Source organism: Curtobacterium sp. MCBD17_008, assembly GCF_003234475.1.
Classification (GTDB): Bacteria; Actinomycetota; Actinomycetes; order Actinomycetales; family Microbacteriaceae; genus Curtobacterium.
This window is the reverse complement of record NZ_QKTK01000003.1, coordinates 148,114-161,772: the sequence shown is the minus strand read 5'-3', so window position 1 is coordinate 161,772 and position 13,659 is coordinate 148,114. Positions and strand designations below refer to the sequence as shown.

General features: G+C 67.1%; 7 protein-coding genes. 6 read left to right on the top strand and 1 reads right to left on the bottom strand.

Annotated features, from left to right (window positions below; genetic code table 11):
- Nucleotides 1–139: 139 nt before the first annotated feature.
- Together rpoB and DEI95_RS04205 are read left to right on the top strand one after the other, a co-directional pair.
- Nucleotides 140–3,628 carry a DNA-directed RNA polymerase subunit beta gene (gene rpoB / locus DEI95_RS04210; protein ID WP_110824269.1) on the top strand — a complete coding sequence of 1,163 codons (3,489 nt, stop codon included), beginning with the start codon at nt 140–142 and terminating at the stop codon, nt 3,626–3,628.
- Between the two features lie 47 nt (nt 3,629–3,675).
- Nucleotides 3,676–7,557, top strand: coding sequence for a DNA-directed RNA polymerase subunit beta' (locus DEI95_RS04205; RefSeq protein WP_110824268.1), 3,882 nt, complete (start codon nt 3,676–3,678; stop codon nt 7,555–7,557).
- A gap of 158 nt (nt 7,558–7,715) precedes the next feature.
- Here DEI95_RS04205 and DEI95_RS04200 read toward each other — a convergent pair whose 3' ends face one another.
- A complete protein-coding gene (locus tag DEI95_RS04200; RefSeq protein ID WP_111059466.1) occupies nt 7,716–8,114 on the bottom strand; it encodes a VOC family protein in 399 nt (132 codons plus the stop codon).
- Nucleotides 8,115–8,443: 329 nt separating this feature from the next.
- Between DEI95_RS04200 and DEI95_RS04195 the strand changes: the two genes are divergently transcribed.
- The 4 genes from DEI95_RS04195 to DEI95_RS17045 all read left to right on the top strand — a co-directional run bounded on the left by DEI95_RS04195 (nt 8,444) and on the right by DEI95_RS17045 (nt 13,604).
- Nucleotides 8,444–10,114 carry a GspE/PulE family protein gene (locus DEI95_RS04195; RefSeq protein WP_111059465.1) on the top strand — a complete coding sequence of 557 codons (1,671 nt, stop codon included), beginning with the start codon at nt 8,444–8,446 and terminating at the stop codon, nt 10,112–10,114.
- A 17-nt stretch (nt 10,115–10,131) separates the two neighbouring features.
- A complete protein-coding gene (locus tag DEI95_RS04190; RefSeq protein WP_309146520.1) occupies nt 10,132–11,745 on the top strand; it encodes a type IV pilus twitching motility protein PilT in 1,614 nt (537 codons plus the stop codon).
- Entirely contained in the window at nt 11,745–12,968 is a 1,224-nt protein-coding gene (locus tag DEI95_RS04185) for a type II secretion system F family protein (RefSeq protein ID WP_111059464.1), read from the top strand. The genes DEI95_RS04190 and DEI95_RS04185 overlap by 1 nt, the downstream gene beginning before the upstream one ends.
- 186 nt (nt 12,969–13,154) lie before the next feature.
- The gene (locus DEI95_RS17045) at nt 13,155–13,604 is read left to right on the top strand and encodes a prepilin-type N-terminal cleavage/methylation domain-containing protein (protein ID WP_309146519.1); all 450 of its coding nucleotides are present in this window, start codon (nt 13,155–13,157) and stop codon (nt 13,602–13,604) included.
- The last annotated feature ends 55 nt before the right edge of the window (nt 13,605–13,659 follow it).

Genomic DNA, 13,659 nt, shown 5'->3' with positions numbered 1-13,659 from the left:
ATCATCCCACAGGCGGCTCCGGACCCGGAGCCTCACCGTACTCGTGTCGTGATCATCGGGTTGCGCCGAGCGATCAATCCACTCACCTACACACTGCTCGTCAGTGTCGGCCCGACGGGGCCTACCGGAGGTCAAACCCTTGGCTGCTGCGCCCAACGCATCCACCAACCCCAAGAACGGTCGCAACCACTCGCGACTCTCGTTCGCCAAGATCACGGACACCCTCACGGTTCCTGATCTGCTCGCCCTCCAGACGGAGAGCTTCGACTGGCTCGTCGGCAACGACGCATGGAAGGCCCGCCTCGCCGAAGGGCAGGAGCAGGGTCGCACCGACCTCGCGCTGCACTCCGGCCTCGAGGAGATCTTCGAGGAGATCTCCCCGATCGAGGACCTCGGCGAGACCATGCAGCTCTCGTTCACGTCGCCGGAGCTCGAGGACCCGAAGTACTCGATCGACGACTGCAAGGAGCGCGGCAAGACCTACGCCGCTCCGCTGTACGTCAACGCCGAGTTCATGAACCACATGACGGGTGAGATCAAGACGCAGACGGTCTTCATGGGCGACTTCCCGCTCATGACCGAGCGCGGCACGTTCATCATCAACGGCACCGAGCGTGTCGTCGTCTCGCAGCTCGTCCGCTCGCCGGGCGTGTACTTCGAGCGTGCCCAGGAGAAGACGTCCGACAAGGACATCTACTCCGCTCGCATCATCCCCTCGCGCGGTGCGTGGCTCGAGTTCGAGATCGACAAGCGCGACCAGGTGGGCGTGCGCATCGACCGCAAGCGCAAGCAGTCCGTGACCGTCTTCCTCAAGGCCCTCGGCCTGACGAGCGAAGAGATCATGGAGGAGTTCCAGGGCTTCGCGTCCATGGAGTCGACCCTCGAGAAGGACGCCGTCCTCACGAAGGAAGAGGCGCTCAAGGACATCTACCGGAAGCTCCGTCCGGGCGAGCAGGTCGCTGCCGAGGCCGCGCGTGCGCTCCTCGACAACTTCTACTTCAACCCGAAGCGCTACGACCTGGCCAAGGTCGGTCGGTACAAGCTCGACCGCAAGCTCGGCATCGACGCCCCGCTGTCCGACTCGGTGCTGACCGTCAAGGACATCGTCGCGACGATCAAGTACCTCGTGTCGCTGCACGCCGAGCGCACCACGATGGACGGCATCCGTGACGGCGAGCCGGTCCAGCTCCGCCTCGACGTGGACGACATCGACCACTTCGGCAACCGTCGCATCCGCGCCGTCGGCGAGCTCATCCAGAACCAGGTCCGCACGGGTCTGTCCCGCATGGAGCGCGTCGTCCGCGAGCGCATGACCACGCAGGACATCGAGGCCATCACTCCGCAGACGCTCATCAACGTGCGTCCCGTCGTCGCCGCGATCAAGGAGTTCTTCGGGACCAGCCAGCTGTCGCAGTTCATGGACCAGAACAACCCGCTCGCGGGCCTGACGCACAAGCGGCGTCTGTCGGCCCTCGGCCCGGGTGGTCTCTCCCGTGAGCGTGCCGGCGTCGAGGTCCGCGACGTCCACCCGTCGCACTACGGCCGCATGTGCCCGATCGAGACCCCGGAAGGCCCGAACATCGGCCTGATCGGTTCGCTCGCGTCCTTCGGTCGGATCAACTCCTTCGGCTTCATCGAGACCCCGTACCGCCGGGTCGTGAACGGTCAGGTCACCACGACCATCGACTACCTCACGGCTTCGGAAGAGGACGACTTCGTCGTCGCGCAGGCCAACGCCCCGCTGACCGACGACTTCCACTTCCAGGACGACAAGGTGCTCGTCCGCAAGAAGGGCGGGGAGGTCGAGCTCGTCGGCAAGGACGAGGTCGACTACATGGACGTCTCGCCGCGCCAGATGGTGTCGGTCGCGACCTCGCTCATCCCGTTCCTCGAGCACGACGACGCGAACCGCGCCCTCATGGGTGCGAACATGCAGCGCCAGGCCGTGCCGCTCCTCCGCTCCGAGTCGCCGCTCGTCGGCACCGGCATGGAGGGCTACACCGCCATCGACGCCGGTGACGTCGTCACCGCCGACAAGGCGGGCGTCGTCTCCGAGGTCTCGGCCGACGCCGTGACCCTGCAGCTCGACGAGGGCGGCACGCAGACCTACTACCTGCGCAAGTTCGACCGCTCGAACCAGGGCACCAGCTACAACCACCGCGTGATCGTCAGCGCCGGTGAGCGTGTGGAGCAGGGCGAGGTCATCGCCGACGGCCCCGCGACGGAGAACGGCGAGCTCGCGCTCGGCAAGAACCTCCTCGTCGCGTTCATGCCGTGGGAGGGCTACAACTACGAGGACGCGATGATCCTGTCGCAGAACCTCGTGAAGGACGACACGCTCTCCTCGATCCACATCGAGGAGTACGAGGTCGACGCCCGCGACACGAAGCTCGGGAAAGAGGAGATCACCCGCGACCTCCCGAACGTCAGCCCGGACCTCCTGGCCGACCTCGACGAGCGCGGCATCATCCGGATCGGTGCCGAGGTCCGCCCCGGCGACATCCTGGTCGGCAAGGTCACGCCGAAGGGCGAGACCGAGCTGAGCGCCGAGGAGCGCCTGCTCCGTGCCATCTTCAACGAGAAGTCGCGCGAAGTCCGCGACACCTCGCTCAAGGTGCCCCACGGTGAAGAGGGCACGATCATCGGCGTCAAGGTGTTCGACTCGCAGGACGGCGACGACGAGCTCGGCTCGGGCGTCAACCAGCGCGTGGTCGTCTACATCGCCCAGAAGCGCAAGATCACCGCGGGTGACAAGCTCGCCGGCCGCCACGGCAACAAGGGCGTCATCTCGACGATCCTGCCCGTGGAGGACATGCCGTTCCTCGCGGACGGCACCCCGGTCGACATCGTCCTCAACCCGCTCGGCGTCCCCGGCCGCATGAACTTCGGCCAGGTCCTCGAGATCCACCTCGGGTGGCTCGCGAAGCAGGGCTGGAACGTCGAGGGCATCCAGGAGTGGGCCTCCGCCCTGCCCGAGGCCGCGCACAGCGCAGCCCCCGGCACGAAGGTCGCCACCCCGGTGTTCGACGGTGCGTACGAGCGCGAGATCGAGGGCCTCCTCGACTCCACGCTCCCGAACCGTGACGGCGAGCGCCTGATCGGTTCCTCGGGCAAGGCGCAGCTCTTCGACGGTCGCTCCGGCGAGCCGTTCCCGGAGCCCGTCTCGGTCGGCTACATGTACATCCTGAAGCTGCACCACCTGGTCGACGACAAGATCCACGCCCGTTCGACCGGCCCGTACTCGATGATCACGCAGCAGCCGCTGGGTGGGAAGGCGCAGTTCGGTGGACAGCGCTTCGGTGAGATGGAGGTGTGGGCGCTCGAGGCATACGGTGCCGCGTACGCCCTCCAGGAGCTCCTGACGATCAAGTCCGACGACATCCTCGGCCGCGTGAAGGTCTACGAGGCGATCGTCAAGGGCGAGAACATCCAGGAGCCCGGCATCCCGGAGTCGTTCAAGGTCCTCATGAAGGAGATGCAGTCGCTCTGCCTGAACGTCGAGGTCCTCTCGGCGGACGGCCAGGCGGTCAGCCTCCGCGACACGGACGACGAGGTCTTCCGTGCCGCTGAAGAGCTCGGCATCAACATCTCCTCGCGGTTCGAGTCGTCGTCCGTCGACGACATCTGATCCCTCCCGTACCGAACACGTTTCGAACTCAGCAAGAGAGAAGAACATTGCTCGAAGCAACTTCCTTTGATGCCATTCGGATCGGTCTCGCGACCGCCGAGGACATCCGCCAGTGGTCGTACGGCGAGGTCAAGAAGCCGGAGACCATCAACTACCGCACCCTGAAGCCCGAGAAGGACGGTCTGTTCGGCGAGCAGATCTTCGGTCCCTCCCGCGACTGGGAGTGCGCCTGTGGCAAGTACAAGCGTGTCCGCTTCAAGGGCATCGTCTGCGAGCGCTGCGGCGTCGAGGTCACCAAGTCCTCGGTCCGCCGTGAGCGCATGGGCCACATCGAGCTCGCCGCGCCCGTCACGCACATCTGGTACTTCAAGGGCGTCCCGTCGCGCCTGGGCTACCTGCTGGACATGGCGCCGAAGGACCTCGAGAAGGTCATCTACTTCGCCGCGTACATGATCATCAGCATCGACGAGGAGGGCCGTCACGCCGACATGCCCGGCCTCGAGAACGAGATGCGCCTCGAGATCAAGAACCTCGAGAACCAGCGCGACTCGATCATCGCCGACCGCCTCAAGAAGCTCGAGGACGACCTCGCAGCCCTTGAAGAGGAGGGCGCCAAGGCCGACGTGAAGCGCCGGACCAAGGACACCGCCGAGAAGGAGATGTCCCAGGTCCGCAAGTCCTTCGACGAGGACATCACCCGCCTCGAGCGCGTGTGGGAGGACTTCCGCAACCTCAAGGTGGGCGACCTCAAGCCCGAGGACGCCGTCTTCCACGAGCTCCAGGACCGCTTCGGGATCTACTTCGACGCCTACATGGGCGCCGAGGCGATCAAGCTGCGGCTCGAGGCCTTCGACCTGGCCGCCGAGGCCGAGGCGCTGCGTCTGCAGATCGCCGAGGGCAAGGGCCAGAAGAAGATCCGTGCGATCAAGCGCCTGCGCGTCGTCAGCTCCTTCCTCGCCACCGGCAACTCGCCGGCCGCGATGGTGCTCGACGTCGTGCCGGTCATCCCGCCGGAGCTCCGCCCGATGGTGCAGCTCGACGGTGGCCGCTTCGCCACGTCGGACCTCAACGACCTCTACCGTCGTGTGATCAACCGCAACAACCGTCTCCGCCGCCTGCTCGACCTCGGTGCCCCCGAGATCATCGTGAACAACGAGAAGCGCATGCTGCAGGAAGCGGTCGACGCGCTGTTCGACAACGGTCGTCGTGGCCGTCCGGTCACGGGTACCGGCAACCGCGCCCTGAAGTCCCTGAGCGACATGCTCAAGGGCAAGCAGGGTCGTTTCCGCCAGAACCTGCTCGGCAAGCGCGTCGACTACTCGGGCCGTTCGGTCATCATCGTCGGCCCGCAGCTCAAGCTCCACCAGTGCGGTCTGCCCAAGCAGATGGCGCTCGAGCTGTTCAAGCCGTTCGTCATCAAGCGCCTGATCGACCTGTCGCACGCGCAGAACATCAAGTCGGCCAAGCGCATGGTCGAGCGTTCGCGCGCCCAGGTGTGGGACGTGCTCGAGGAGATCATCCGCGAGCGCCCCGTGCTGCTGAACCGTGCGCCCACGCTGCACCGTCTCGGCATCCAGGCGTTCGAGCCGCAGCTCGTCGAGGGCAAGGCCATCCAGCTCCACCCGCTGGTCTGTGCTGCGTTCAACGCGGACTTCGACGGTGACCAGATGGCCGTGCACCTGCCGCTGTCGGTCGAGGCCCAGGCCGAGGCCCGCATCCTGATGCTCGCCTCGAACAACATCCTCAAGCCGTCCGACGGCCGTCCGGTGACCCTGCCCGCGCAGGACATGATCATCGGTCTGCACCACCTGACGACCGTCCGCGAGGGCGCCGTGGGTGAGGGCCGTGCGTTCTCCTCCGTCGCCGAGGCGATCCTCGCGAAGGACCAGAACACGCTGCACCTCAACGCGATGGTGAAGATCCGCATGACGGGTGTCCACTTCGCCGAGGGTGAGGCGCCGGAGGGCTACGAGGTCGGTCAGCCGATCCTCCTCGAGACCACCCTGGGCCGTGCGCTCTTCAACGAGACCCTGCCGGCGGACTACCCGTTCGTGCAGCGGGTCACCGACAAGGGCACGCTCTCCGCGATCGTCAACGACCTCGCCGAGCGCTACTCCAAGACCGAGACGGCCGCCGCGCTCGACCGGATCAAGGACGCCGGCTTCTACTGGGGCACCCGCTCCGGTGTGACCGTCGCCCTGTCGGACGTCGTGACGCCTCCTCGCAAGAAGGAGATCATCGCGGGCTACGAGGTCCAGGCCGCCAAGGTGCAGGGCGAGTTCGACAAGGGTCTGATCACCGACTCCGAGCGTCGCGCCGACCTGATCAAGATCTGGACCGAGGCCACGAACGAGATCGCGCAGGAGATGCGCGACAACTTCCCGGTCGACAACACCATCAACCGCATGGTGTCGTCCGGTGCTCGTGGTAACTGGCTGCAGGTGCGCAACATCGCCGGTATGCGTGGTCTGGTGAACAACCCGAAGGGCGAGATCATCGCCCGCCCGATCATCAACTCGTACCGCGAGGGCCTGACCGTGGCGGAGTACTTCATCGCCACGCACGGTGCTCGCAAGGGTCTGGCGGACACGGCGCTCCGTACCGCTGACTCGGGCTACCTGACCCGTCGTCTCGTGGACGTGTCGCAGGACGTCATCATCCGTGAGGACGACTGCGGGACGACCCGTGGCCTCGAGCTGCCGATCGCGACGGTCGGTGCGGACGGCGGGCTCGTCCGCGACCCGCGCGTCGAGAACACCGTCTACTCGCGCACCCTCGCGACCGAGGCCGTCGACGCCTCGGGCACCGTGGTGGCCGAGGCCGGCGAGGACGTCGGTGACGTCCTCCTCGACAAGCTGCTCGCTGCCGGTGTCGAGAGCATCAAGGTGCGCTCGGTCCTGACCTGCGAGTCGGCCGTCGGTGTCTGCGCGCAGTGCTACGGCCGGTCGCTCGCCACGGGCAACCTGGTCGACATCGGTGAGGCGGTCGGCATCATCGCCGCCCAGTCCATCGGTGAGCCCGGTACCCAGCTGACGATGCGTACCTTCCACACGGGTGGTTCGGCCTCGGCCGACGACATCACGCAGGGTCTGCCCCGCGTGACCGAGCTCTTCGAGGCCCGCACCCCGAAGGGCGCGTCCCCGATCGCCGAGGCCCCCGGCCGCGCCACGATCGAGGACACGGACAAGGGCCGTCGGATCATCCTCACGCCGGACAACGGCGACGAGCCGTTCATCTACCCGGTGCTCAAGCGTGCGACCCTCCTCATCGAGGACGGGCAGCACGTCGAGCTCGGCGAGCAGTTCATCGCCGGCACCGTCGACCCGAAGGAAGTCCTCCGGGTCAAGGGTGTCCGTGAGGTCCAGAAGCACCTGGTCAACGGTGTGCAGGACGTGTACGGCTCGCAGGGTGTGCCGATCCACGACAAGCACATCGAGGTCATCGTCCGCCAGATGCTCCGCAAGGTCACCGTCGTCGACCACGCCGACACCGACCTGCTGCCGGGCGAGCTCGTCGACCGGTCGCGCTACAACGCGATCAACCGGGCGGCGCTGCAGGAGGGTCGCAAGACTGCCTCGGCTCGCCAGGAGGTCATGGGCATCACGAAGGCGTCCCTCGCGACCGAGTCGTGGCTGTCCGCCGCGTCCTTCCAGGAGACCACCCGCGTCCTGACGCAGGCGGCCATGGAGGGCAAGCAGGACCAGCTCGTCGGCCTCAAGGAGAACGTCATCATCGGGAAGCTCATCCCCGCCGGGACGGGCCTCAGCCGGTACCGCGACGTGGACGTGAACGCGACGGAGGAAGCGAAGGCGGAGCGGTACCCGAACCGCATCTTCGCGGACGACTCGTCGTTCTCGGACGCCGACCTGAGCTTCGTCGACTTCGACAGCTTCTCGTCGGACGACTTCACGCCGGGTACGTACAACTGAACCGAGTGACCCCCAGGAAGGGCCCCGCATCCGTCAGGATGCGGGGCCCTTCCCCGTAGTGGGCCGGGTCCGTAGCGGGCGGAGCCCGTTGTGGGCGGAGCCGGACGGGAGGCCCGGGGCGGCCCCGTCACGGGCCTCCCGGCCTGCCGTCTGGATTCCTAGACGGGGCGGTCGGCGCCGCTGTCGCGGCCACCCGATCCACGCCCGCGCTCGTCGGCGAGCGAGTACAGGCTGAGGACGTTGCCGTCCGGGTCGCGGACGTCGAACCAGTCGACCGCACCGTCGACACACTCGACCGGACCCACGTCGATGCCGAGCGCGGCGATCCGGGCGTGCTGGGCGGCCACGTCGTCGACGCCGAAGCGGACGGTCGCCGGGTTCTCGTCGGCATCGGGGTCCTCGAGGAGCTGGATCCAGATCCCGCCGACCTCGTACTCGGCGACGCCCTCGGTCGGTTCGAGGTCCGGCTCGAGTCGTTCGAACACCGCGCCGTACCAGAGGCAGGACGCCTCGAGGTCGGTGACGGGCAGCCCCACGGTCACGCTCGTGATGTCCATGCCTCATCATGGTCCCTGCTCACCGGGTGCGTCGAGGGGTCGCGACCTCCCCGCCACAGTCGGTTCCGCGCGCCGACCGTCCACAGGAGGATCCGGTCGGGAACGCGACGCGATCGGTGGGGCTGATGCTGTCGGTCATGCGCGTTCGCCGTCACCTCGATACCCGCCGGTACCCCTGTTCTGGGTCCAGCAACAACTCCTCCGCCCCCTCCTTCTGGGACTGCTCCGGGAGCGTGCCCGGACGTACCGTGGACGAGCGTCGTACCCCTGGCGGCGCGCATCGAACCACGCCGCTTCGGCGCGCCCGGCAGCAAGGAGGTACAGGGCTCATGGCAACCCTGTCCGAGATCCTCATCCTCAACGGTGCGCTCCCGATCGAGTACCTCGACGCCATGACCGGCCACGAGGACGTCGACGAGCAGGCGATCCGCTCCCTGGTCGAACAGGGCGTGGTGAGCGAGGCGCAGTACATCACCGCGCGCGCCGCCTCGCACAACTCGAAGACCGTCCCGCTGACCGACTACCCGGTCGACGGCACCGCGGTCTCGGTGCTGCCCGCACCGCTCTGCCGCCGGCACTCGGTCCTCGGGATCGGGTTCGAGGGGGAGACCCTCGTGCTCGCCATGGTGAACCCGGCGAACGTCCTGGCGATCGACGACGCCCGCGCGGCCTCCGGTCGCCCGATCAAGCCCCTGCAGGTCGACGAGCGCGACCTGCTCGCCGCGTTCGACCGGTACCTCCGTGCCGACGACGAACTCAACGACCTCACCTCCTCGCTCGAGGAAGAGGCCTCGCGCTCGAACGAGCAGCAGGCGGACATCGGCGACGGCTCCCTGGACGACGTGCCGATCGTGCGCTTCGTGAACCTGCTCGTGTCCCAGGCGATCCAGGACCACGCGTCCGACATCCACATCGAGCCCGGCGAGCACGAGGTCCGGGTCCGCTACCGCATCGACGGCGTGCTGCACGAGATGACCCCGGCGCCGAAGAACATCCAGAACGGCGTCATCAGCCGGCTCAAGATCATGAGCGACATCGACATCGCCGAGCGGCGGAAGCCGCAGGACGGCCGTATGTCCGTGCGGCACGGTGGTCGGCAGATCGACCTGCGCGTGGCGACCCTGCCGACCGTGTGGGGCGAGAAGGTCGTCATGCGGATCCTCGACAACACGAACACGTCGTTGACCCTCAAGGACCTCAACCTGCTCGACCGCAACGCGGCGGCGTACCAGAAGTCCTACTCGAAGCCGTACGGCATGATCCTGGTCACCGGCCCGACCGGTTCCGGCAAGTCCACGACGCTGTACACGACGCTCAACGCCGTCGCGAAGCCGGAGATCAACGTCATCACGGTCGAGGACCCGGTCGAGTACCGGATGGCCGGCGTCAACCAGGTGCAGGTCAACCCGAAGGCCGGTCTGACGTTCGCGTCCGCACTCCGGAGCATCCTCCGGTCCGACCCGGACGTCGTGCTCCTCGGTGAGATCCGCGACCACGAGACCGCGCAGATCGCGATCGAGGCGTCCCTCACCGGCCACCTCGTGCTCTCCACCCTGCACACGAACGACGCTCCCTCGGCCGTCACGCGCCTCACGGAGATGGACATCGAACCGTTCCTCGTCGGATCGGCCCTCGACTGCGTCGTCGCCCAGCGCCTCGCACGCAAGCTGTGCGACCGCTGCAAGGTGCCCGCCGTGTACGAGGCCGAGCAGCTGCACGCCCTCGGGTTCCTCGACGCGGCCGACGCCGCCGTCCCGGACTTCTTCGCTCCCCTCGGCTGCGCCGTGTGCTCGAACACCGGGTACCGCGGGCGCATCGCACTGCACGAGGTGATGACCGTCACCGAGGAGATCGAGCGGCTCGCCGTCGCCCGTGCCTCGAGCGCGGAGATCGGCCGTGTCGCCCAGCAGCAGGGCATGCTCACCCTCCGGATGGACGGGTGGGAGAAGGTCAAGCTCGGACTCACGAGCGTCGACGAGATCCTGCGCGTGGTCGCGTAGCCCTGGAGGACGAGCAGATGACCGAGTCCGTCTACGACGTGACGCCCGCCAGCGACGAGCCGGTGGCCGGCTGGCACCCCGGGACGCCCGGCATGCCCGGGGTCGAGGTCGGCGGTCGCCGTGCCGCACGCCTCGCGCAGGCCGCGCAGGCGGCACCGACCTCGTACCCGCCCGCCGCGGCACCCGTGTCGTCGGCGGCCGTCTACGACCTCGGCGACGACCTGGCCGCGTGGTCCGCGCCGGTCGGGCAGCCCGTCGCCGTCCCCGTCGCGCAGCCGCAGGCCGTGCCAGCGACCCCGCCGGCCGCGGTCCCGCCGTCGACCGCCAGCTACGGGTACGACCCGTACCAGGTGACCGAGCGTTTGCCGGTGGCGCCCGCGGCCGCGACCACGAGCCTCCCGAGCGTCGCGCCGCACGCGCCGACCCAGGTGGTCACGCCGACCGGCAGCCCCGAGATCAACTTCACCCGCCACGCGCGCGAGGTGGCCGACTCCGACCTCATCACCGCCCTCGCGCAGGTCGTCTACCAGGGCGCATCGGACCTGCACGTGACCGCGGACGCCCCGCCGACCGTGCGGGTCGACGGGTCGCTTCGACCCGCCGTGCCGGGAGGCCCGTGGGCCCGCAACAAGGTCATCGCCGCGCTCAAGACACTCCTGTCCGGCGACCAGGCGGCGCAGTTCGACCAGGAGCAGGAACTCGACTTCGCGTACTCGCTGTCGCCGGAGTACCGCTTCCGCGTGAACTTCTACCAGCAGCGCGGCAACTGGGGAGCGGCCTTCCGCATCATCCCCACGAAGATCAAGACGCTCAAGCAGCTCGGCATCCCCGAGCACGTCGGGGAGTTCTCGAAGCTGTCCCGCGGACTCGTCCTGGTCACCGGGCCGACCGGCTCCGGCAAGTCGACGACCCTCGCCGCGCTCATCGACCTCGTCAACGAGACCCGTGCCGACCACATCGTCACGGTCGAGGACCCGATCGAGTTCATGCACGAGCACAAGAAGGCGATCATCAACCAGCGGGAGGTCGGGGCGGACACCCACTCCTTCGCCCGCGCGCTCAAGCACGTCCTCCGCCAGGACCCGGACGTCATCCTCATCGGCGAGCTCCGCGACCTCGAGACGATCTCGGTCGCGCTGACCGCCGCCGAGACCGGCCACCTCGTCTTCGCGACCCTGCACACGCAGAGCGCTCCCGGCACGATCGACCGCGTCATCGACGTCTTCCCGCCGCACCAGCAGGGGCAGATCCGCACGCAGCTCGCGGCGACGCTCGAAGGTGTCGTCTGCCAGACCCTCGTCCCGAAGGCGAACGGCACCGGGCGCATCGTGTCCACCGAGATCATGAAGACCACCCCCGCCATCGGCAACCTCATCCGCGAGGGCAAGACGTACCAGATCACCTCGGCCATGCAGGCCGGGCGGGACGCCGGCATGCACACCATGGACCAGGACCTGGCCGAACTGGTCAACGTGGGCACCATCACCCGCAAGGCGGCGCTCGAGAAGGTCCACGACCTCGAGGGCTTCGACCGGCTGGTGCAGCGCGTCGAATCGCCGTCCGACGCGTCCGCCGACGCGATCGCGGCGAGCGGGATCGACTTCGGCGACAAGTTCTCCGGAGGCTACTGATGTCCCTCGCGTTCGACTACCGCGGCCGCGACGGCTCCGGCAAGCTGGTCAAGGGTCGACTCGACGCCGCCTCCGAGGGTGCCGTCGTCCAGCGGCTCCGGGGGATGGGTGTCTCGCCGATCGCGATCACCGAGGCCAAGGCCGGCACGGGCCTGCAGACCGAGATCAAGATACCCGGCTTCGAGAAGGGCGTCGGGCTCAAGGACCTCGCGATCATGTCCCGGCAGGCGTCGACGATGCTGTCGTCGGGGCTGTCACTGCTCCGCGCGTTGACGATCCTGGCCGACCAGACCGAGAGCAAGAAGCTCAAGGACATCCTCGGCAAGGTGCGCGACGAGGTCGAGCAGGGGGTGTCGTTCTCGGACGCCGTGGGGAAGTACCCCGTCGACTTCCCGCCGATCATGATCAACATGATCCGCGCGGGGGAGACCGGCGGGTTCCTCGACCAGGCGATGGACTCGATCGCGACGAACTTCGAGAAGGAGCACAAGCTCCGGACCACGATCAAGTCCGCCATGACCTATCCGGTCGTCGTGCTCATCATGTCGCTCGCCGCGGTGGCGATCATGCTGATCTTCATCGTGCCGATCTTCCAGGACATGTTCTCGAGCCTCGGAGGCACGCTTCCGTTGCCGACGATGGTGCTGGTCTACGCGTCTCACGCGATGAAGTTCGTGCTGCCGGTGCTGATCCCGTTGATCGTCGTCGGATGGCTGTGGTGGCGGGCAAACAAGAACTCGCCGAAGGTCCGATCGGTCATCGACCCGATGAAACTCCGCCTGCCCGTGTTCGGAGCTTTGACGCGGAAGATCGTCATCGCACGTTTCTCGCGTAATCTTTCGAACATGATCGCGGCGGGAGTTCCGATCCTGCACGCATTGCAGATCGCGGGTCAGGTGTCCGGGAACATCGTCGTCGAGAATGCCGTGAGCCGTGTTGCGGAATCTGTCCGGAAAGGCACGACGATCGCCGAGCCGCTCATTCTCGAGACGATATTCCCGAGCATGGTCTCGCAAATGGTCGCGGTAGGTGAGGACGCTGGCTCGCTCGAAGTGATGCTGGAAAAGATCTCGGTGTTTTACGACGCCGAAGTTGAAGCAACCACCGAAGCGCTCACATCACTCATCGAGCCATTGCTCATCGCGTTCCTCGGCGTCGTCGTCGGCGGGATGATCGTCGCGCTCTACCTGCCGATCTTCCAGATCACGACCTTGGTCAAGTAGCCAACCACTGGCCCCTCCATGGGGGCAGAACGTCCACGCGCTGTCCCCGGTATTGGGGGCATTTCGTTCAGATCTGCCCCCCGTTCTCGGGATTATGCCGCGAGCGTGCCCGCATTATCTTTGACATCGCGGCGGAGCAGTCCCCGGCACCATTCCCCATTGCATTCCCACGAAACGGAAATCATCATGTACTTCGCTCTCATGGGCAAGCTCGACGCTCGCCGCAAGGGTCTCCTCCAGGACAAGGAGAAGGGCTTCACGCTCATCGAACTCCTGGTCGTCGTCATCATCATCGGCATCCTCGCCGCGATCGCCATCCCCGTGTACATCGGCGTGCAGAACAACGCCAAGGACTCCGCCGCGAAGTCGGACCTGACGAACGCCAAGACCGCGATGATCACGGCGTTCACGAACGACAACAGGTACCCCACTTCCCTCAAGACCTCCACGGGCTACATCAGCGGGTACACGCCGAGCAACTACGTCGCGAACACCGGCGTCGAGCCGGCCATCGTCGGTACGCCGAACAACTCGACGGGTGTGTTCTGCATCCAGGCGACGAGCAACGTGGGCGGTACCGACCACGTCTTCAAGGTGACGCAGGACGGAGGCGTCGTTTCCGGCGCCTGTTCCTGACCGACCTGAGGTGGACCGCGCACCCGTGCGCGGTCCACCTCTCTTCACCTGCGCG